Annotated in this window: 14 protein-coding genes; 11 read left to right on the forward strand and 3 right to left on the reverse strand. The window is 37.6% G+C overall.

Features of this window, described 5'->3' with window-relative positions; translation table 11 throughout:
• Nucleotides 1-202: 202 nt before the first annotated feature.
• The 3 genes from hrcA (at nucleotide 203) to fmt (ending at nucleotide 3,532) form a co-directional block, all read left to right on the forward strand.
• Complete coding sequence (gene hrcA, locus HXT60_RS02985; RefSeq protein WP_020759703.1) at nucleotides 203-1,219, forward strand: heat-inducible transcriptional repressor HrcA; 1,017 nt, start codon at nucleotides 203-205, stop codon at nucleotides 1,217-1,219.
• 59 nt (nucleotides 1,220-1,278) lie between these two features.
• Nucleotides 1,279-2,436: a DnaJ C-terminal domain-containing protein gene (locus HXT60_RS02990; protein WP_004138365.1), complete on the forward strand. Its 1,158-nt coding sequence runs from the start codon at nucleotides 1,279-1,281 to the stop codon at nucleotides 2,434-2,436.
• Nucleotides 2,437-2,551: 115 nt separating this feature from the next.
• A complete protein-coding gene (gene fmt / locus HXT60_RS02995) occupies nucleotides 2,552-3,532 on the forward strand; it encodes a methionyl-tRNA formyltransferase (protein WP_004111686.1) in 981 nt (326 codons plus the stop codon).
• A 62-nt stretch (nucleotides 3,533-3,594) separates the two neighbouring features.
• Here the strand turns inward: fmt and serB are convergent, their stop codons facing one another.
• Nucleotides 3,595-4,278: a phosphoserine phosphatase SerB gene (serB, locus tag HXT60_RS03000; protein ID WP_004117887.1), complete on the reverse strand. Its 684-nt coding sequence runs from the start codon at nucleotides 4,276-4,278 to the stop codon at nucleotides 3,595-3,597.
• Nucleotides 4,279-4,545: 267 nt separating this feature from the next.
• Between serB and HXT60_RS03005 the strand changes: the two genes are divergently transcribed.
• The 3 genes from HXT60_RS03005 to HXT60_RS03015 all read left to right on the forward strand — a co-directional run bounded on the left by HXT60_RS03005 (nucleotide 4,546) and on the right by HXT60_RS03015 (nucleotide 7,668).
• On the forward strand, nucleotides 4,546-5,388 hold the full coding sequence (locus HXT60_RS03005) for an inositol monophosphatase family protein (RefSeq protein ID WP_004111680.1): 843 nt from the start codon (nucleotides 4,546-4,548) through the stop codon (nucleotides 5,386-5,388).
• 180 nt (nucleotides 5,389-5,568) lie between these two features.
• Nucleotides 5,569-6,339, forward strand: coding sequence for a polyphosphate--glucose phosphotransferase (gene ppgK / locus HXT60_RS03010; RefSeq protein WP_004111678.1), 771 nt, complete (start codon nucleotides 5,569-5,571; stop codon nucleotides 6,337-6,339).
• Between the two features lie 114 nt (nucleotides 6,340-6,453).
• On the forward strand, nucleotides 6,454-7,668 hold the full coding sequence (locus HXT60_RS03015) for a pyridoxal phosphate-dependent aminotransferase (RefSeq protein WP_421791375.1): 1,215 nt from the start codon (nucleotides 6,454-6,456) through the stop codon (nucleotides 7,666-7,668).
• 10 nt (nucleotides 7,669-7,678) lie between these two features.
• Here HXT60_RS03015 and HXT60_RS03020 read toward each other — a convergent pair whose 3' ends face one another.
• Together HXT60_RS03020 and HXT60_RS03025 are read right to left on the reverse strand one after the other, a co-directional pair.
• Complete coding sequence (locus HXT60_RS03020) at nucleotides 7,679-9,898, reverse strand: beta-carotene 15,15'-monooxygenase (RefSeq protein WP_421791377.1); 2,220 nt, start codon at nucleotides 9,896-9,898, stop codon at nucleotides 7,679-7,681.
• 15 nt (nucleotides 9,899-9,913) lie between these two features.
• Nucleotides 9,914-11,515 (reverse strand): ABC-F family ATP-binding cassette domain-containing protein, encoded by a 1,602-nt coding sequence (locus tag HXT60_RS03025; RefSeq protein ID WP_421791379.1) that lies wholly within the window; start codon nucleotides 11,513-11,515, stop codon nucleotides 9,914-9,916.
• 261 nt (nucleotides 11,516-11,776) lie between these two features.
• Here HXT60_RS03025 and uvrA point away from each other — a divergent pair, with 261 nt between their 5' ends.
• From uvrA to HXT60_RS03050, 5 genes are all read left to right on the forward strand, one after another.
• On the forward strand, nucleotides 11,777-14,800 hold the full coding sequence (gene uvrA, locus HXT60_RS03030) for an excinuclease ABC subunit UvrA (RefSeq protein ID WP_421791381.1): 3,024 nt from the start codon (nucleotides 11,777-11,779) through the stop codon (nucleotides 14,798-14,800).
• Nucleotides 14,801-14,847: 47 nt separating this feature from the next.
• Nucleotides 14,848-17,079 (forward strand): excinuclease ABC subunit UvrC, encoded by a 2,232-nt coding sequence (uvrC, locus tag HXT60_RS03035; protein ID WP_246979224.1) that lies wholly within the window; start codon nucleotides 14,848-14,850, stop codon nucleotides 17,077-17,079.
• An 88-nt stretch (nucleotides 17,080-17,167) separates the two neighbouring features.
• Nucleotides 17,168-18,298, forward strand: a complete 1,131-nt coding sequence (locus tag HXT60_RS03040; RefSeq protein WP_004115105.1) for a GuaB3 family IMP dehydrogenase-related protein — start codon at nucleotides 17,168-17,170, stop codon at nucleotides 18,296-18,298.
• A gap of 306 nt (nucleotides 18,299-18,604) precedes the next feature.
• Nucleotides 18,605-19,186, forward strand: a complete 582-nt coding sequence (locus HXT60_RS03045; RefSeq protein WP_020759710.1) for a hypothetical protein — start codon at nucleotides 18,605-18,607, stop codon at nucleotides 19,184-19,186.
• Nucleotides 19,187-19,397: 211 nt separating this feature from the next.
• A complete protein-coding gene (locus tag HXT60_RS03050; RefSeq protein WP_004115100.1) occupies nucleotides 19,398-21,458 on the forward strand; it encodes an AMP-dependent synthetase/ligase in 2,061 nt (686 codons plus the stop codon).
• Nucleotides 21,459-21,535: the final 77 nt, after the last annotated feature.

The raw sequence follows: 21,535 nt of genomic DNA on the forward strand, positions 1-21,535 counted from the left end.
CCCTCACATTGCCATTTAATCCTATCTTTTATATCAGACGAATTTCTAACAAAGTGTGTCAAAACTTAACAAAAGTTTATATTTATAGTTAGTTGTTAAGATAACAAAAAATAGTTAATCACATATTATTCTGGAATATATAATAGTTGACAGTAAAAGTTACATTACCTAAATAAAAGGAGGATCAATGCAATCACGTCGCATGATGATACTCCGTGCGGTTGTTGAAGATTATATTCGTTCACACGAGCCAGTTGGATCAGCGTCTTTGGCTAAAAATCACAAATTAGGTGTTAGCTCTGCAACAATTCGCAACGATATGTCAATACTAGAAGAAGAAGGTTATTTAATTCAGCCACACACATCTGCTGGTCGAATTCCTACGGAAAAAGGATACAGATATTTCGTTGATGGATTGGCGGCGCTAATACCACTTTCTAATGCACAAAGAAGAGGAATACGCAGTTTTTTAAGTGGATCTGTAAGTTTGCAAGACACACTTCAACGTTCAGCTCGTCTTCTTGCAAGTATCACTGGGCAGGTTGCTCTTGTTGCGTCACCTGCATTATCTAGATCAAAAGTAAAAAGAATTGAGATTGTTCAAGTATCGTCATCAACTCTTCTTGTCGTAGTAATTACAGACGCTGGAGGGGTAGCGCAACATATGATTCAGGCTTCTAATGTGAATTCAGATGATTTGTTGCATTTAACAAATATGATTAATGAAGATTGCATTGGATTGTCACTTTTGAATGCATCTAAAAAAGTGTGTGCATTGTCGGAACGTAAAGATTTAGTTTCTTCGTTACAAATAATTAAACAATTGTCTAATGCTATTGAAGATATGTACGATGGCGATCGAGCACACGAATTATACATGGCTGGAACCTCCCAGCTTGCTCATAGACAGAATATTGGTGATTTTGCTGCTCTTTTTGATGCTTTAGAAGAGCAAGCTGTTATTATGCGTTTGATGACTTCGCTAAGTGAGGAGGCAAGTGATTGTGCAAGTGGAGTCAGTGTTGCAATAGGTTCGGAAACTCACACGCCTGGTCTTTTGAATGCTTCTGTTGTGACGAGTGCTTACGGATATAATTCCGATCCTGATTCCGCATTCATTGGTTCAATCGGACCTACGCATATGGATTATGCTGCAACAATGACTGCGGTTAAAGCAGTGGCTAAGTATCTTAATGCGTTTATATCCGAAAATTCATAAAAATATAACTGGCTGTGCCTTATGCAAGAATTATTCTATTAAGGTAAAAGGGGAGTTAAGTGACTGACTATTACAAGATTTTAGGTGTTGATTCTAACGCTAGCGATGATGAGATTCGAAAAGCATATAGAAAATTAAGTCGAAAGTACCATCCGGATATCGCAGGTCCTGAGTTTGAAGACAAATTCAAGGAAGTTAATGCTGCATACGACGTTTTGTCTAATCCAGAAAAACGCAAAATGGTAGATATGGGTGTTGACCCAAACAATCTATCGGCATCGGGTGCTGGAGCTGGCGCTGGCGGATATGCCAATATGAATATGGATATGGGAGATATTTTAAATCAGTTCTTCTCTGGATCCTTTGGAACAAGTACGGGTTCTCCTATTCCGCGCGTGAATCGTGGTGAAGATTCACTCACAGAAGTTAAAGTTGATCTTAAAACAGTAGTATTTGGTGGAAATGCTAAGGTTCATGTAGTGACTTTTGGCTTGTGTCAAGATTGTGCTGGAAAAGGCTCTGCAGATAAATCAGACCCTATAACTTGCCCGCAATGCAAGGGCGCTGGTTTTGTACAAAGGGTTACTAGAACAATGTTTGGTCAAATGATGTCATCTGAGCCATGTAGAGAATGCGAAGGTCACGGAACAATCATTAAGAATGTTTGCCCAAATTGTCATGGACATGGTCGAATTCGTACATCAAGAGAAATTGGGATTACTATTCCTGCTGGTATAAAAGATAATTCTCGATTGCGACTTGCTTCGCAAGGAGCAGTAGGTGAATGTGGCGGTCCTGCTGGCGACTTGTATGTTGATGTACATATTCGAGAAGATAAACAGTTTACTAGGAATCTAAACGATTTACATTGTTGGATTGACATTCCAATGACTTGGGCTGTTTTGGGACATAAAGTTGATATAGATACTTTTGACGGCAAAAAGAGCGTGGAAATCCCTTCTGGCTCTCAAAGTGAAAATACTATTTCTGTACCTAATTTGGGTGTAACGGTTCTAGGCTCTAAAGAACGCGGAAATCTTGTTGTTCACATTCTTGTTAATATTCCAACAAAGCTGAGCGATGAAGAGCGTAAACTTATTGAAGAGTTTGAAGAATTGCATGATGGAAAAGATGATGTTATTGTTCAACGCGCTATCCCAGATTCGACTACAAATCACAAAGGATTCTTTAGCAAGTTAAAGGATGCTTTCTGCTAATTCGCTAATTCTTAGTATTTTCATGACTATTCTCGTTACTGTTCGATTGCTGAGAGTATATGATTTTTGAAGATGTTAAGAATAATGAAGATATTTTTCTTAAGGGGGTTTACGTATGGTGCTACCTATTTTATTTGCTGGAACACCAGAGGTTTCTGTTGCGCCATTGCGTGCTTTAGCTCAAGATAAAGAGCATTTTGATGTTCGTGCTGTTCTTACGAGACCTGATGCTCCGACAGGCAGAGGTAGGAAAATTGTTCCTAGCGCTGTTAAAAAAGCTGCGATTGAACTTGGGATTCCTGTTTTAGAGGTTAATCCTAGTGATGAAGAGGAGTGCATAAGAGCTTTAAAGGCAACTGGCGCTAAACTTGCTGCCGTGGTTGCTTATGGAAAGATTCTTAGACAATCTGTTTTGGACGCTCTTCCTCTAGGATGGTACAACTTGCATTTCTCGCTTCTTCCACAGTGGCGAGGGGCAGCTCCTGTTCAGCGTGCGATTTGGGCTGGAGATGATATTACCGGTGCCACTGTTTTTAAGATTACGCGTGGAATGGATGAAGGACCTATTCTTGCACAAATGACTACCGAGATTGGTGCTCATGAAACAGCTGGCGACTTGCTTATGAGACTAAGCAATGATGGTGCAGATCTTCTTTGCTCTGCTCTTGTTGGGATGGAATCTGGTCAAATTATTCCTGTTGAGCAAGATCCTACACCTTGCCAAATCGCGCAAAAAATCACTGTTGAGGATGCTCATATTCGTTTTGATATTCCAGCATTTGCAATCGATAGGCAGATTCGTGCTTGCACGCCAAATCCTGGAGCTTGGTGTAATCTTCACGCTTATTGCGAAGATTCACAAATCATTAGTTTGCATGTTCTTTCTTGTGCATTGGCAAAAGATGAGGATATTTCAATACATAATCTAAGCGAACTTAAGCCTGGGCAGATTTTTGCAGGTAAGCGAAATGTCTGGGTTGGTTCTTCAAGTGGTGTTCTTGAGCTTTTAGAAGTTAAAGCGCAAGGTAAAAAGGCTATGAAGGCTGCAGATTGGGCAAGAGGAGCGCATTTAAGTCAAGAGTCCTATTTGGATTGAAGCGATAAGTGTAATCTTGAAAAACGCAAAGTAAAATTTGTATAAATTCTAGTTAGTTAAGTTTAGTTTAGTAAATCTAAAACTAGGCTTAGGTCACGCGTATCTATGCTTGCTTTAGCTTGACTTTTTAATAACTGCTTTGCGCAAAATGCGACGCCTAATCCTGCTGTTTTAATCATATCGATATCGTTAGCACCGTCTCCAATAGCAACGCTTTGAGCAATATCAATATTGTTCTTGCGCACCCAATTAATCAATGCTTTTGCTTTATATTGGCGATTTACTATAGGCTCAATAACTTTCCCACTTAGCTTAGAATCTACTACTTCTAGATTGTTTGCTACCCAAAAATCTATGTTTAGATTTGGCAGAAAATCATCTAAAACATTATTGAATCCTCCAGAAACTGCTCCTATTTTCCATCCAAAGGAATGTAATGTGTCTATAAGTTTTTTGGCTCCACTGGTTACGTGGATACTTTCAATAGCTTTTTTAAAACAAGTGCATTCGAGTCCTTTTAACATTGAAACCCTTAGCTTTAAAGATGTGTCAAAGTCAATTTCTCCTTTCATTGCTTTAGAAGTTATATATGCTAAATTTGACCCGACCCCAGCAATATCTCCTAGTAAGTCAATCACTTCTTCTTCAATAAGAGTGGCGTCAACATCTAAAACAAGAAGTCCTGGTTTTTTCAATGAAGGAACATTAATTAATTTTTGGTTTTTTAACTCTAGTATTTTAGTCATGTTATAATCTTTTGAAAGAGATGTTAGGTTATGAATTAATTTTAAGGCTGGTTTAAGAAATTTAAGGATTTGTTTTTCTATGCGTTTTGCATTGTAAAACTTTTCTATAAAACTTATATCAAATGTGAAAGTTTATTGATTTTATTGGAATATTGCGTGTGGAAGTTTGGTTTAATTTAATTAGTTGAGTAGAATAGTTGCAGATTTTATGAGAACAAGATTAAAGAATTTGAAAACAATTGTATTAGACAGAGGGGTGAGAAGAATATGGCAGGTATGAATTTAAGGGATGTAGCTCTTGAAGTTGCTAGAATATTAGAAGATGTTGGTAAACATGCATATCAGGATCAGCTTAATCCTAGAGATATGGCAAGTATGATGGTTCTAGGTGATCCTAATCAATCCGATTCAGCTTTTGGAGATAAGCTAGTACGTTTTATTGAAAATCGTCTTACTTATATAAATACTTTCCAAGGATTCTGGAGAAATAGACCAGATGATTGCAAAACAGGTGATCGTTTTTGGTGTGTAGGCAATATTGACGGTGCTATTAACTTTAACCGCGATATGGCTGAATGGACTTTAACTGTTTCGCTTTTCGAGTTTAATGATCAAGGCTCTGCTAGACCTGTTCTTGGTGTTGTTCATGCCCCAGCTTTAGGGCTTACATATTTGGCTGCTAAGGGTCAGGGTGCTATTCGTATTCGTAAAACTCCTAATGGGGAGAAGCGAGAGAAAATCACGCCTTCTACAACATCAACATTGCATGGCTCTGTTGTTTGCTATGGAATGTCTTATATTCCAGGTGAATCTAAAAGAGCTTTAGACGTTGTTTCTTCGCTTGAGGAAGAATGCCCAGCAGATATTAAGCGTATTGGTCCTGCTTCGCTTGACTTGTGCAAAGTAGCAGATGGTACTTACGACGCATATTTTGAGCCACATCTTCATAGGTGGGATATTCCAGGTGTTTCAGCTGGCGCCGTTGTTGTTAAAGAAGCACAGGGGCATGTTCGACAATGGAATGGTGACTCAATTCATTGGAGACGTGAAAATGACGTTATTGCTTCAAATGGTTTAATAAACAAAGAGCTTCAAAACTATTTGCGATAAATTAGAGTTAAAATCTTAGCAATTGTTTGCATGATTTTTAATATTAAAGCTTTAATTTTGAGAAAAACATTTATGCAATCGTTATCATTAAATAGACAATTATATAAGCGTGTCGCTTTAGCAATATTGTAGAATGAACATGATATCCCATTGTCCGACATTCAGAGGGGAGTGTTAACGATGATTGACACTGCACAAGCATTTGGCGTAGATATTGGTGGCTCTGGTATTAAGGCTGCACCAGTTAATTTGGAAAAAGGCGAGTTTGCAGAACCGCGATATAAGATTCTCACTCCAGCGGTTTCCACACCTCAAGCTGTTGCAGATATTGTTCGTCAGCAACTTGAGCATTTTGATGTTCCTGCAGATGTTCCTGTTGGAATCGCTTTTCCAGCTCCTATTAAGCCTGGAAAGAAGCTTGAGTTTATGGCGAATCTCGATCAATCTTGGATTGGTGTGGATGTTACAGAAGTGTTCAGCGAAGCTTGCGGTCGTCCTGTTACTGTAGTGAATGATGCTGATGCTGCTGGTCTTGCTGAGCAACACTTTGGTGCTGCAAAAGATAAAGATGGCTTGGTTATTGCTACTACGCTAGGCACTGGAATTGGCACAGCATTGATTTATAACGGTACTCTTATTCCTAATACAGAGCTCGGTCATATTCAGCTTGAAAAGGGTAAGGGAGATGCGGAAAAGTATGCTGCTTCTTCTGTTCGCGAAAAGTTAGACATGGGTTATAAAAAGTGGGCTAAGCGTCTTACTAAGTATTATGGTTTGATGGAAAAGTACTTTAACCCAGACCTGTTTGTTGTTGGCGGCGGTGTTAGCCGTGTTAGCGAGAAGTTCTTGCCTCATATCGACATTAAGACACCTATTGTAGTTGCGTCTTTGCATAATGAAGCTGGCATTATCGGTGCGGCATATTATGCAATGCAGCAAAGAAACAATTAAGGATTTTTGATATTTTATTTGCGCTGGATGCTTTTGCGTTCAGCGCATTTTTTTGTATTTGCATATTTTTGTATTTTTATATATTTGGTTTATACAATGCGCTAGTGTAGTCGAGTGCGATTTTCTTCTAGAGTTGATGTTAGTGAGCCAAATCCAATTATTCTGGCTCAACGTGTTGCTATATCTAAAGGTATTAAACTTACAAAACTTAACGATTCAAACCCAACAGTACATGGTCTTTCTCCAGAATGCTTAAATGCAAAATATACTGCGGATCCTAGAGGACCTGTCGAAGTTAGGCGCATTCTTGCTAACTTTATAAATCATAGAGATAATCGCGTAGATCAAAATATTGTAAATAAGAAGGGTAGTTCAGCTAAGGTTCTTAATCCAGATAATCTATACGTATTATCATCAACTTCTCAAGCATACGCATGGTTAATGATGCTAATGTGTGATTGCGGTGATTCTGTTTTAGCTCCGACTCCTGGATATCCTCTTATAGAATCGATTGCAAGACTCCAAGGCGTAAAATCTATACCTTATCCGCTTGTTTATGATGGTTCTTGGACTATTGATATTCCTAGGGTTAAAGAACTTTTAGAGAATACGGATAATCATATTCGTGCACTTGTTTTAATAAATCCAAATAATCCAACAGGATCTTATATAAAGCCTCAAGAAAGAAACGCATTATTGCAACTATGCAATAAAAATAATGTGGCAATTATAGCTGATGAAGTTTTTTATGATTATTGTCTAGAACCTTTTGATGGAAACAGCAGGTTAGCAGGTGAAGAATCTACGCTAGTTTTTGCTTTAGATGGATTCTCAAAGATGCTTGCAGCTCCGCATGCAAAAGTTGGATGGATTGAGGTTTCGGGACCTAGTCAAGACGTGCAGGATGCTATGAAACGCCTTGATGTTATTGCTGATGATTTTCTTCCAATTGGTGTAACTGTATCAGAAAGAATTCCGGAATTATTGCAATGTGCTAAAGAACAAACCGATCTTGTTCAAAACAGAGTTAGGTCTAATCTTAAAACACTTAGAAAAATGCTTGCAAACTACCCAAATTGTTGCGTTAGTGCATTGCGTGCTGAAGGCGGATGGAATATTCTTATCCGTGTTCCATCGTGTTTAGATGATGATGATTTAGCTCTAAGACTTATGCAAGATTATCATCTTGTATCTCAGCCTGGCTATTACTTCGATATGCCAAATAATGGATATTTGGCATTATCTTTGTTGCCAGAAGAAAAACAATTTGTGTATGGTGTTAAAGCGTTGCTAGATACTGTTCATACAATGCTGGAAGAATTAAATTAATGAAAACAAATTAGATTAATGTGAACCAGCATCTCACAGTATGCCACATTTGAGGATTAAAACGTAGTATTGAGTCTTCTCTGCCTGGTACGAACCAGCTTAGAAAAGCTATTGCTATGGAGAAAAATAGAAGACCAAAAATAACGAATCTCAGTAAATAGCATAATGTTTTAGTTTTCCAAGTGTCACATACTGTAATATCAGCATATTTTTGTAGCAAAGAATTAATACCTATTATTGCGCTTAAAGCGAAAAGCCATGCAAAATCCGCAATATATCGCCATCCTATACCAGCTTTTAAGCTGTCAAAAACAATAACGATTATGCCAGAAATTACAGATATTATAGCTAATCTTGTAGCGATTTTACTCATGTTTCTAGTCATTGTGAAAACGCATATAATTCCTAGTAATGCGAGTGGAGATAATGTAAACATTCCACCAATCATTGGCTCTGCATATTGCCATTTTTCAAAAGCAATAGGTTGAATTGCTATCCAAGGGAAAGTTGATATAAAACGTATTGGCAAAGCTATATAACTTAAAATGGATGGAATGATGTTCTGCGAAGGGAGACGCATTGTAGTCATATCTGTAATCGTAATCTGATATTCATTGCCAAAATTAAAAGGGGACCCAAATCTTAAAGCATTATATAATCCGATTGGTATTGCAACTATTATAAATGGAATAATTATGCAAAGAATTAGCTTTAATAAGTTTTTAAGATTTTCTATAGATTTTTTGTCACTGATAATAATATTTTTAATATATGAGTAAAAATGAGTATAAAATAGCGGAATTGCGAATAGAAAAGCGATTATAAAAGTTGGTCTACAACCAAGATTAAAAGCAATAAACAACGATCCTGCTGCAATATGCTTAAACGATATTATTGATGATGGTTTTAATTGTTCCACTATTTTGTATGCTTTTATAGTTTCCTCATCTTTAATAGACCCGAGATAAAACCATAATCCGAGTGAAGTGAAGAATAATGATGCAGCCATTGGAACTGAATAAAAGGATGTTCTAAACCACAAGTAAACGGTGTTTGAAGTAATAAAGAATAAGGTTAAACAAATTGATACACAAGCAAGAGTTGCCTGATGATTAACACGTTTAATTAGACGAATAACCAATAGTGAACCAAAAATTAAAAATCCAATTAAGCATATGAAAGTGGCTATTGTTGTAGGGAGCATGGCTCCACCAGGAATCCACAAATCGGATATAATCTTATACGGGATAAAGAATAAAACAACTGGTATTACACCAAAATACGAATACCAATGACCCTTATAATACGCATGATCCCAATAAATATTGTGTACACAATCAGAAAGAAGATTATTTCTTGCAATTGGGTCATACGGATTAGATAATTTTTGCATTTGCGGCGGAACAGGTAAATCAAGATGAGTCTTACCTTTAAGTAGAGCGTCTGCTGTACGTGCGTATTGATCAAAATCGTAAGTATAGTTTCCAGCAACATCAAAATGCATTGGAATACCGTTAAAAACATTCCAAAATATTGCAAAAATAGCAATCAAAAGGAAAGGTGTCCAAAATAAAGTAAGTAAAAGTCTTTGATTAATACTCTTTGTATTAAGTCTGATTTTCCAAAGCTTAGACCACGGATTCCATAATGCAATAAAAATTGAAATTATTATAAGAAGAAAAACGCGACCCCAATTCCAGCTAAAAGGTGCTCTAACATTTGCTTTAGCATCCTCAACATCTACAACATCTCCTTTAGGATGTTGTATCCATAATCTAAGAGTGCTTTTAACTCCAATTGCTTGATCTGGAACTGGAAGCATAGCAAAACTAATGGCTCTAGGGTTGGTACTCAAAGGCTTTCCAGCAATTTTATTAACATCAATTCGTACATGCACATCCGTTTTAACAGGACTTTTGCCAATTTTTTTCGGAGCAATCAGTGAAGGCTTAAGCTGAATATATGGTGAAGATCCGTCGGAATTAACTTCTAAATAAGATTCCGAAGGATCGGTAATTAAAAGTCCTCCAGAAGAAAGTCTTTCAATACCTGGACCAGTTGCATTGTGTGCAAACATGCTATCTGTGCTGCCAGTAACACTATTCCAAAATGGAATATTCCCAACAGTGCATTCAAACAATGCTATTAACAGCAAGATTGCTAAAGGCGCGCGAAGAACATGGAAAATGTGTTGTAGCGTAAAATTAGCAAATCTAGCTGTTGTTTTCATAGCAATCCTAAAATCCTATTCTTCCGCAACCAAATCAAGATAGTCATCACTCCACAAATCTTCGTCACCGTCTGGCATAAGAAGAACTCGTTCAGGGTTTAACGCAAGAACTGCTCCTTCATCGTGAGTAACCAATACAATAGCGCCTTCGTATTTTGCAATGGCTTTAAGAATTTCATCTCTAGAAGCTGGATCTAAATTGTTAGTAGGCTCATCGAGCAAAAGCACGTTTGCTTTTGAAGTTACAAGAGTTGCCAACGCTAGACGAGTTTTTTCGCCGCCCGAAAGCACTTTAGCTGGCTTCATTGCGTCATCTCCAGAAAATAGGAAGCTTCCTAGCATAGATCTTGCTTGAGTGTCATTTAAATCTGGAGCAACATGCTGAAGATTTTCTAATACTGTCGCATCTAAATCCAAAGTGTCGTGTTCCTGAGCAAAATAGCCAATCTTGCAGCCATGCCCATAGTTTACGCTGCCAGTATCTGCACTTTCTTCTCCAGCTAGAATACGCAAAGTGGTTGTTTTACCAGCACCGTTATATCCGAGAATAACAACTCTTGAACCTTTATCTATAGCCAAATTTATGCCAGCAAATACAATATTGGATCCATAAGCTTTTGAAATATCTTCAGCCATAATAGGTGTTCGTCCGCAAGGAGCAGGTTCTGGAAAACGAATATCTGCTACTTTCTCGCGACTTTGTGCTTCGCTTGTTTCACTTAACAGACGTTCAGCCCTACGCATCATGTTTTGAGCTGCTACTGCTTTTGTTGCTTTTGCATGTAAACGAATACCTTGTTTCATAAGGCGTTCAGCTTTTTTTTCAGCCACTTCTCGTTCTCTGCGCCTGCGTTCTTCGTCTACAACGCGTTGATGTAAGTATGCTTTCCAACCCATTGAATATATGTCTATTTGAGCCAATTGTGCATCTAAATGCCAGACTTTATTTACAACCTCATCTAGCAATTCTGTTGAATGGGATATTACTAAGAATCCACCAGAGAATTTTTTCAAATAGTTTCTCAGCCAAATTATAGAATCTGCATCTAAATGGTTAGTAGGCTCATCTAATATCAGCGTGTCTGCATCGGAGAAAAGTATTCGTGCAAGTTCAATTCGTCTACGTTGACCGCCAGATAGAGTTCCAAGAGCTTGCTTCATAATTTCTTGTGGAAGCCCAAGGCTGTTTGCCATCGATATTGCTTCCGATTGAACAGCGTATCCACCAGCTTTTTCAAAGTCTTCAATGGCCTTATCGTAGCGATTCATGGCTTTCGTCATAATATCTGGATCTGGATTCGTCATCTCTTTTTCTGCTTTTCGTATACGAGATACGATTGATGAAATGTCGCGAGCGCTCATAATCCTATCTAACGCGCTTTGTTCTGGGTCTGCTGCATGAGTATCTTGTGGTAGATACCCCAATCCACCGCTTACTCGTACAGTTCCGCCAGCTGGGAGCATTTCTCCTGTTATTACTCGTGTAAGAGTTGTTTTTCCAGCTCCATTCCTTCCAACTAAGCCGATTTTGTCGCCTTTTGTTACATGAAAGTCGGTAGGGTTTAATAGCGTACGCGCACCAATTTGTATAGTTAATCCTTGTGCGTCAATAGCCATTTGCACCCACTCCTTAAAATAATGCTTTAATCTGAATATCTTCAAAATGTGTTAGCCAAACTCACGATTATACAGTTAGGCTTGCATAGTTTTTACTAAAGGATTTTATTCTTTATATTTCTATGTATTTCGACAACACGCAGAAAATTATCTACTTCGAACAAGTGTTCTATAATTAATTGTATTATATAATTTAGTGCTCAATTAATAGTGAGTTTGGTGCAAAGTCTTGATTCTTAAAATAGCTCTTAGGGAGGCAGAATGCAAAGCAAATCAGATTCTTCGCAAAACATGCAATTACCTTTATCCCAAGATGCAATTTTAGATAACAAAAACCGTGAATGCACTAAAAAAGCTGACATCTTGCAATCTATGCTCGACTCTGCTCAGCCTGTAAAAGATAATGATAATTTAGTATATGATTTGTCTTCTGTTCCTTCAGATTTAAAGATAACCATACAAGGAGCTAGAGAGCACAATTTAAAAAATGTTAGTTTACAATTGCCTAGAAATCGTATGATTGTTTTTACTGGATTGTCAGGATCTGGTAAATCTTCTCTTGCTTTCGATACTCTTTTTGCAGAAGGTCAAAGGCGTTATGTGGAATCCTTAAGCGCGTATGCCAGGCAATTCCTTGGAAGAATGGATAAACCAGATGTAGATTTTATTGAGGGATTAAGCCCAGCTGTATCTATTGACCAAAAAACTACTAATCGTAACCCTCGTTCTACTGTTGGAACAATCACAGAAGTTTATGATTATTTAAGGCTTCTTTTTGCTAGAGTTGGAATTCCTCATTGCCCTAAATGTGGCGAACTTGTCAGTGCTCAAACACCACAACAAATGGCTAATTCTATACTCTCTTTACCAGAAAGAACAAGATTGCAAATATTAGCACCTGTTGTTAACGGCAGAAAAGGCGAATTCAAAGATACAATTACTCTTCTTAGATCAGACGGCTATTCGAGAGCGCTTGTAGATGGGCAAATGCGCGAGCTTTCTGAAGATATTACTTTAGAAAAACAAAAGAAACACACAATCGAAGTTGTAATAGATAGGTTAATTATAAAAGATGGCATACGTACTCGTTTGACTGATTCTATAGAAACGGCTTTAAAACTTTCTAAAGGAATTGTTATAGCTGATTTTGTAGATGAAGTTGCTGATTCTAAATGCAGACGCCGAAATTTTTCTGAGCACAGAGCTTGTCCTAACAATCACCAGCTTAATTTATCAGAAATAGAGCCTAGAACATTCTCATTCAACGCTCCTTATGGGGCGTGCCCCGATTGCTCTGGAATCGGTTACAATCTAGAGATTGACCCTGCTCTTGTTGTTCCAAATACAGAAAAATCACTTAATGAAGGCGCGATAGAACCTTGGGCACTAAATAAAGCTGCAGGGGAATACTATAGGCATGTGCTACAAGGGCTAAGTGTTGAACTTGGTTTTAGTATGGATACACCATGGTGTGAATTGTCGAAAGATACGCAAAATTCAATACTTTATGGGCATGATTTCGAAGTAAAAGTATCTTATAAAAATAGATGGGGTAGGCAGAGAGAATATTCAACAGGATTCGAAGGTGTAGTGCGCACTCTTATGCGCAAGCATGATGAAACAGACTCAGATCAAATGCGCCAATACTACGAGTCATACATGCGAGAAGTTCCATGCTTAACATGTAACGGTAAACGATTGCGTCCAGAAGTCTTAGCAGTAACAATAAACTCATACTCAATTGCAGACATATGTGATATGCCAATAGAAAAAAGTCTTGAATGGATTAATTCTTTAAAACTAGAAGGATCAAGCAAGATAATTGCTAAAGAAATTGTAAAAGAAATCAAGGCAAGATTAGGATTCTTAAATGATGTTGGCTTAAATTATTTAACTCTTTCTAGAGCCGCAAAAACACTTTCAGGTGGAGAGGCACAAAGAATAAGATTGGCGACTCAAATTGGATCTGGACTAGTTGGAGTCATGTACGTTCTTGACGAGCCTTCAATAGGATTACATCAAAGAGACAATGAGAAACTCATATCAACATTGCACAATCTTCGCGACTTAGGTAACACTCTTATAGTTGTTGAACATGATGAAGATACAATTCGGCAATCCGACTGGTTAGTAGATATTGGACCCGAAGCTGGAGAAAACGGTGGAGAAGTAGTATATTGCGGACCAGCAAATCACATAAAAGATGCAAAACGTTCAATTACAGGAGACTATATTGCAAAAAGAAAATGCATAGAAGTTCCTAAAAATCGTCGAAAAATAAACAAAAATCGTTTACTAACTATTGTTGGAGCAAAAGAACACAACCTTAAAAATATAGATGTAGAAATACCTTTAGGCATATTTACTTGCATAACAGGAGTATCTGGATCTGGAAAATCTAGTCTTATAAACTCGATACTCTACCCAGTTTTAGCAGATAAGCTAAACGGCGCTCGCATTGTTCCAGGACTTCATAAACGAGTTGATGGTATTGAAAATTGTGACAAGGTTGTTCATGTAGACCAAAACCCTATTGGTAGAACTCCAAGATCAAACCCTGCGACTTACACTGGTGTCTGGGACAAAATACGTACACTTTTTGCTCAAACACCAGAAGCAAAAGTTAGAGGTTATGGTCCTGGAAGATTCTCGTTTAACGTAAAAGGCGGAAGATGCGAAGCTTGCAGCGGAGACGGAACGCTTAAAATCGAGATGAATTTTTTGCCAGATGTATACGTACAATGTGAAGAATGTCATGGGAAAAGGTACAACAGAGATACTCTAGACGTAACGTATAACGGTAAAACTGTTTCAGACGTGCTGAATATGCCAATTTCTGAAGCTGCTGTATTCTTTAAAGCATATCCATCTATTTCAAGATATTTGGATACTCTTGTACAAGTTGGTCTTGGATATATTAAACTTGGACAAAGTGCTCCAACATTATCTGGTGGAGAATCACAAAGAGTAAAGCTTGCTACAGAGTTGCAAAAACGTTCAACTGGCAAAACTGTTTATATTCTTGATGAGCCTACAACTGGATTGCACTTTGAAGATGTTCGTAAACTTTTAAGCGTTCTTCAATCTTTGGTAGATAAAGGCAATACTGTAATAGTTATTGAACACAATCTTGATGTTGTAAAATGCGCGGATTGGATTATTGATTTAGGACCAGAGGGAGGAGACAAAGGCGGCGAAATAGTAATCACTGGCACTCCAGAAGAAGTTGCAAAATCGACAAAAAGTTGGACGGGCAAATTCTTAAAGCATATGCTCAAATCTTAAATGAAATATTATTAAATAGTATTTTTATGAAAGGAGGTGAAAACATAATGGAAATTGTGAATAATAACATAGATATCAAAGAAGATGCTATAAGCAGTCAAGGCAAATGGAAGAAAACTCACCTATCTAATTGTGATATAAGCACTACTGACATTTTGAAGAATTCAGTTAAAAATAATTTTGGAGCATCACTTTTAGGTGACACGAGAGACTTATTTAGACCAAAAACTTCCGATATTCCAAATCAACCTGGAGTATACAAGTGGAGAGATGATAAGGGGAAAGTAATATACGTTGGAAAAGCAAAAAGTTTAAGAAATAGGTTGTCTAATTATTTTCAACCGTTAAATCAGCTTCATCCTAGAACTCAGTCGATGGTTTTAACAGCTCGAAGTCTAGAATGGACCGTTGTAAACACTGAGCTTGAAGCTTTAACACTAGAATACACGTGGATTAAGGAGTTTAATCCACGTTTTAATGTTGTTTTTAAAGATGATAAAACATATCCTTATCTTGCTGTATCTGTGAATGATGATTTTCCAAGAGTCTGGATCACAAGAAATAGGAATTCTAAATCAACTAGATACTTTGGTCCATATGCAAAAGTGTGGCAGCTAAGGCACAGTCTAGATTCTTTGCTTAAGACTTTTCCTGTAAGAACGTGTAGACAATCCGTTTTTGTCAAAGCTCATAAAACTGGTAGACCTTGTCTTCTTGCAGACATTGGAAAATGCTCTGCACCTTGCATTGCAAAAGTGGATCGTAAAACTCACAGAAATAATGTTGAACAATTAGTTGGTGTACTAACTGGTTCTATAGGTGATTCTTACATTAACGATTTAACAAGAGAAATGAAAGAATCTAGCGATAATCTTGATTTTGAGAATGCTGCAAAAATAAGAGATAAAATAAACATTTTTAAAACTGTTATGCAACAAAATTCTGTTGTTTTTGACGAGAATGTTGAAGCTGATGTTTTTGGTTTTAGTGGAGATTCTCTAGAGGCATGCGTTCACGCATTCTTTGTTCGCGAAGGCTTATTGCGAGGAGAGAAAAATTGGCAGGTTGAAAGAAGCGAGGATATTAGCGATGCAGATATAATAGCGAATTTGCTTATGCGAGTTTATTCAGAATATGAATCAAATAATAATTTGCAATATGAAGACTCTTTGAAAATAGAGCAATCAAGAAATGCATTGCAGATTGACTTGGAGAATACCAAGAGTAAATATATTGACTCAGCGTATCGTGCAAAAACAACAAAAGAGCGTAAAAAAAGGCAAGAATCAACAGGAAGGGGAGATTTACTAGACCCAATTACCCCAATCCCTAGAGAAATAATCATTCCTTTTGAAATATCACAGAATCAATGTGAAAATTTGGAAAATTGGTTAAGCAAATTGCGTGGATCTAAAGTTAGCATTAAGGTTCCTGAACGTGGCGATAAACGAAATCTTATGAATCAAGCAAATGATAATGCTAAACAATCATTAATGAGACTGAAGTCCAGCAGAATCAGCAGTTTAGATGCAAGAAGTAGCGCCATGAACGAGGTTGCCGATGCTCTTGGAATGAGCGAATCTCCTTTGCGTATTGAATGTTATGATATTTCCAATACGGTAAATGGAGAATATCAGGTTGCATCAATGGTTGTATTTGAAGATGGTATTGCTAAACCTAGCGAGTACAGAAGATTCTCCATAAAAGGGTCTGATGGCAACGGAAAACTTGATGATTTGAGCGCATTGTATGAAACTATTTCTAGGCGTTTTAAGCACACAAGTAGTGGCGATGTAGATGATGATTACGGAGAAAATCTTGAAAAATCAAAATATAAAAAATTCGCTTATACGCCTAATCTTATAGTTGTTGACGGGGGTAGAGAACAAGCCAGAGCAGCACAAAAAGCTATGATAGATTGTGGAATAAAAAACATAGTCGTATGCGGTTTGGCTAAAAAGCTTGAAGAAGTTTGGCTTCCTAATAATGAATACCCAATTATTCTTAAACGAAGCTCCCAAGGATTATATTTGCTACAGAGAGCTAGAGATGAATCGCATCGTTTTGCTATAACTTATCATAGGCAGAAACGAAGAAGAGCCATGTTAAATTCGTCACTAGACTCGATTCCTGGTATTGGAGAGTTTTACAAAAAACGTCTTCTTTCCGTATTTGGTAGTGTTAAGAAATTAAAAGATGCGAGTGTTGACGATTTACAAAAGGTTTCTGGCATCGGTCAAGCTAAAGCTAAATCTATTTACGAATCATTGCATAAGTAACACTGATATTCAATAGAATTATCTTATAAATTAGTTAAATAATTTTCGGCATGTTGATTCGTCATGATAAGACACTAGCCTTGTAAGTATGTCTCAGGAAATTGAAATAGGATTGGGCAAAAAAGCCCGAGTTGCTTACTCACTTGACGATATTGCTATACTACCTTCTCGTCGTTCTCGCGACCCGCAGGCTGTTTCTACGTCCTGGCAAGTCGATGCTTATAGTTTTGACGTACCAGTGATTGCTGCGCCAATGGATTCTGTTACTAGCCCAGATACGGCTATTGCAATGGGTCAGATGGGCGCCTTGGGTGTACTTGATTTGGAAGGTTTATGGACTCGTTACGAGGATCCAGAACCACTTCTAAAGGAAATTTCGGAGCTTCCAAACGAAATTGCTACGAAGCGTATACAAGAAATTTATTCTGAACCAATTAAGCCTGAACTTATTGTTAAACGTTTGCGCACTATTCGTGATTCTGGAGTTACTGTTGCAGGTGCTCTTTCTCCTCAGCGCACTCAGGAATTCTATTCTACTGTGTTAGAAGCTGGAGTAGATCTTTTTGTTATCCGTGGAACAGCTGTTAGTGCAGAACATGTTTCTAAAGATCATGAACCACTTAATCTAAAGAAATTTATTTATGATCTTGATGTTCCAGTTATTGTGGGAGGCTGTGCTGATTACACTTCAGCTTTGCATTTAATGAGAACTGGTGCAGCTGGAATTCTCGTAGGTTTCGGTGGAGGTGCAGTTTCTGCAACTATGAATACTCTTGGTGTTCAAGCTCCTATGGCAACTGCAATCTCGGATGTTGCCGAAGCTCGTCGCGACTATATGGATGAATCTGGCGGAAGGTATGTTCAAATTATTGCAGATGGCGGAATGGGAACATCTGGCAACTTTATTAAGGCTTTGGCTATGGGAGCAGATGCAGTTATGCTTGGAACTCCTTTAGCACGAGCAACCGAGGCTCCAGGACGCGGAATGCATTGGGGAGCAGAAGCTCGCCATCCATCTTTGCCACGCGGAATGCGTACGAATGTTGGAACTGTTGCTCCGCTGGAGAATATCTTGTTTGGTCCAAGTCATATGGCAGACGGAAAAACAAATTATGTTGGTGCGTTAAGGCGCACAATGGCATCCACTGGCTATGTCGATGTTAAGAGTTTCCAGCGTTGTAGTGTTGTATTTAACCCATTCCATCAGGATGTTCGGTAATTTTTAATACTATTTGTTTACTTCCTTGTGAGCTTAAAACTAAAAATTTAAGTGCACAAGGAAGTAAAAACTATAATGTGCATAACTTAACACTAAATAATCCTTGATTTTTCAACAAAAATCGAGGATTTAATTTTATTTATGCACACTTAGAAATAATACTTTGAATTTTTGAAATAAGTTGTATGCTTTATTTAAACCTTTGCTAGACATTGGTTTTAAATTAAAAATACAAAAAAATAAAATAAGGAATTTAAAAATAGAAAATGGGATAAGTAACAAATTTTAACGGGAAAGAGCAGGAAAATGAATAATACTCTTGGTACCATAGTCAGCGATAACTATGACGAAAATGATGCATTCTGGGAAGTTGTAAAAAACGACTTTGCTGCAAATGATGATCATCCTACGTTCAAGTGGAATGATCGCAAGCCATTGCCAGTATACGAAGGTTCATTCCTAGTGGGTTCTTCGCATTTTATGGCAACATATCATGTATCATCATGCTTTAATAATTCGGCAGATGAGGAATTGTACTTAGACCTCGCTTTAAGAGCGTGCAAAGTAGCATGTATTGCTAGTGACATTTCTAGAGGAAGACCTATATCGTCACAAATGCGTAAGGCTCTTAGCGAAGAATGTATTTTTAAGCTTGAAAACATGTGGTATTTAATATCTCAATGTTTCTCAGACAAACACGATGAATATACAAGTTGGCAACTACGTTGCAAACCGACTATGCCAAGAATGATAAATGGAATGCTAATTAGTCCAACTCGTTTTGAGGCAGTTGTTTTATTTTCTATTGGAAGCTTAAATTATTGTGCGTCTTTGGCATTTAAATCTCAAAACGGAAGTTGGATATGTACATTAGTTGACTTGGGATGATTGGTAGGAAATATACTAGCCTTTAAATTCCATTGTCAATTAAATAATAGTTAAATACAAAAATATGACTCTTCTGGTTTAGGTAATCATTATTAGTTTGCTTCTAATTATCTAACCAGAAGAGTTTATTTGTAAAGACCACCAATTTTAGGTTGACATTTTTGTATGACTTTCGTTTGTGTCGTGTTAGATATACCGTACAATTAAGACTATGCTGCGAGAATTTGCTGTAGAGGTCATTCACCCAACAAATGACGGTGACACAATTTATTCACTGCTTGCCAATAGGGCAATGCGAGATCCACAAGGCGTAATAGCCCAATGGCAAGACGATGATACTCGTCAATGGCATGATGTTACTGCATCTGAAATGCTATTAAAAGTTCGTGCAACAGCTAAGGGGTTGATTGCTCTTGGCGTTGAACGAGGAAGCAAAGTTGTTATTTATTCCCCAACCTGTTATGAGTGGGGCGTTGCGGATTTTGCTTGCGCTTGCATTGGTGCTGTAACCATTCCGATTTACGAAACAGATTCAGCAATTCAAGCTGCTGAAATTATTTCTGAAGTAAAACCTGTGATAGCTTTTGCAGGTGATGATGAACATGCACAGTGCTTAGAGCGAGTTCGCCAAGACAATAAGCGTATGTCTTTAAAGACTATTTTTAACTTTAAAGCTGCTGGAATAGATGCAGTGATTGATTTCGGAAAATCAATCAGCGACGACGAGCTTAATAAAAGCATATGTCAAGTAAAAGCTGATGATTTAGCGACTATCGTATACACCTCTGGTTCAACTGGAAAACCAAAGGGTGCAATGCTTTCCAATAGGAATTTTACGCATATTGTGTATGCAGCTTATGACGTTTTAAATGATATGCTTTATAAGCCAAGTAGACTATTGCTATTCCTTCCGTTAGCTCATTGCTTTGCCAGATACATACAGTATGTGGCAATAGGTTCTCACGGTGTTATTGGATATGTGCCAAATGCAAAGCATTTATTAGCAGATTTGCGTAGTTTTAAACCTACATATTTGCTTGGAGTCCCAAGAGTGTTTGAAAAGGTTTATAATGCTGCGTCTCAAAAAGCTGGAGCAGGTATACGAGGTAGGATTTTTGCAAAGGCTGTACAACATTTTATTGAGTGGTCTAAAGATGAAGTTGAAGGTAGAACACACTCAATTTATGCAAAACTTCAGCATGACTTTTATATGAAAACTGTTGGATCTTCCATACGATCTGCTTTGGGACCTAATTTATCATGGCTAGCTTGCGGCGGAGCTCCAATAAACGCTGAGCTTGCTCATTTCTTTAACGGGTTGGATGGAATAACCTTTATTCAAGGTTATGGAATGACCGAAACAGCAGCTCCTTGTGTTGTTAATTTTGAGCATGCTAATCAAGTTGGTTCTGTGGGTCGCCCTGGTCCTGGAATTACTATCCGTATTGCAGATGATGGAGAAGTCCTTGTAAAAGGTCCTAACGTTTTTATCGGATATTATGATAAGCCAGATCTTACTTCGGATGTTATTGACGAATATGGATGGCTCCATTCTGGAGATTTAGGCGAGATCGACGATGAAGGATTCTTGTCTATTACTGGTAGAAAGAAAGATATTATTATCACTGCTGGTGGGAAAAATATAAGTCCAGCGCCTTTGGAAAGTATTATCTCTAAGTGTCCTCTCGTATCTCACGCAGTAGTTGTAGGAGACGGTAAGCCATTTGTTTCCGCTTTGATTGAGGTTGAGCCAGATATGGTTCGTTCTTGGCTTAAGAGTCAAGGAATGGATGAAAATCTTTCTATGAGTGCTGTTGCGGAAAACGATGCTATTCGTTCTGTTGTACAACAGTTTATTGATCAGGCAAATAGCACTGTTTCTAGGGCTGAGTCTATTCGTAAATTTATTATTTTGGATGAAGAATTTTCACAAGAAACTGGCACTTTGACTCCAAGCATGAAAGTTGTGCGTCCTAAGGTTTTGAAGAGGTATTGTGATCTTATAGAGAATCAGCTTTATGCTCCAAAACCAAACAGTAGACCATTACCTGCTACAGTTAAGATTTTAGATAAGACAACTGAGACTGTTAAGCAAGCGCAAGAAACTGTTAAACAGGCTCAAGAAGCGGTTACTCCTAGAGTTAAGCAAGCAATCGATCAGGCTGCTACTCATCTGAAACGTTTTGGTGAGGATTTGCCTACACAGGTTAATGTAAAAGATCAGCATACTGAATATGCTGAGAAGAATAATAATTCTAACGACAAAGAATAGTTATTCGAAACTAAATTAGCTATAAAACGTTAAATAGGCTGATTAAAATTGCAATTTTAATTACACTAAGTCTTGTA

Origin of the sequence: Gardnerella sp. KA01002, assembly GCF_049244015.1 — a bacterium.
GTDB classification, from domain to species: Bacteria; Actinomycetota; Actinomycetes; order Actinomycetales; family Bifidobacteriaceae; genus Bifidobacterium; species Bifidobacterium vaginale.

What these genes read in the sequence shown, in the direction of transcription:
- hrcA (WP_020759703.1), top strand. Translation starts at nt 203, where the DNA reads ATGATGATACTCCGTGCGGTTGTTGAAGATTATATTCGTTCACACGAG.
- fmt (WP_004111686.1), top strand. Translation starts at nt 2,552, where the DNA reads ATGGTGCTACCTATTTTATTTGCTGGAACACCAGAGGTTTCTGTTGCG.
- serB (WP_004117887.1), bottom strand. Translation starts at nt 4,278, where the DNA reads ATGACTAAAATACTAGAGTTAAAAAACCAAAAATTAATTAATGTTCCT.
- HXT60_RS03005 (WP_004111680.1), top strand. Translation starts at nt 4,546, where the DNA reads ATGGCAGGTATGAATTTAAGGGATGTAGCTCTTGAAGTTGCTAGAATA.
- ppgK (WP_004111678.1), top strand. Translation starts at nt 5,569, where the DNA reads ATGATTGACACTGCACAAGCATTTGGCGTAGATATTGGTGGCTCTGGT.
- HXT60_RS03020 (WP_421791377.1), bottom strand. Translation starts at nt 9,898, where the DNA reads ATGAAAACAACAGCTAGATTTGCTAATTTTACGCTACAACACATTTTC.
- HXT60_RS03025 (WP_421791379.1), bottom strand. Translation starts at nt 11,515, where the DNA reads ATGGCTATTGACGCACAAGGATTAACTATACAAATTGGTGCGCGTACG.
- uvrA (WP_421791381.1), top strand. Translation starts at nt 11,777, where the DNA reads ATGCAAAGCAAATCAGATTCTTCGCAAAACATGCAATTACCTTTATCC.
- uvrC (WP_246979224.1), top strand. Translation starts at nt 14,848, where the DNA reads ATGGAAATTGTGAATAATAACATAGATATCAAAGAAGATGCTATAAGC.
- HXT60_RS03040 (WP_004115105.1), top strand. Translation starts at nt 17,168, where the DNA reads ATGTCTCAGGAAATTGAAATAGGATTGGGCAAAAAAGCCCGAGTTGCT.
- HXT60_RS03045 (WP_020759710.1), top strand. Translation starts at nt 18,605, where the DNA reads ATGAATAATACTCTTGGTACCATAGTCAGCGATAACTATGACGAAAAT.
- HXT60_RS03050 (WP_004115100.1), top strand. Translation starts at nt 19,398, where the DNA reads ATGCTGCGAGAATTTGCTGTAGAGGTCATTCACCCAACAAATGACGGT.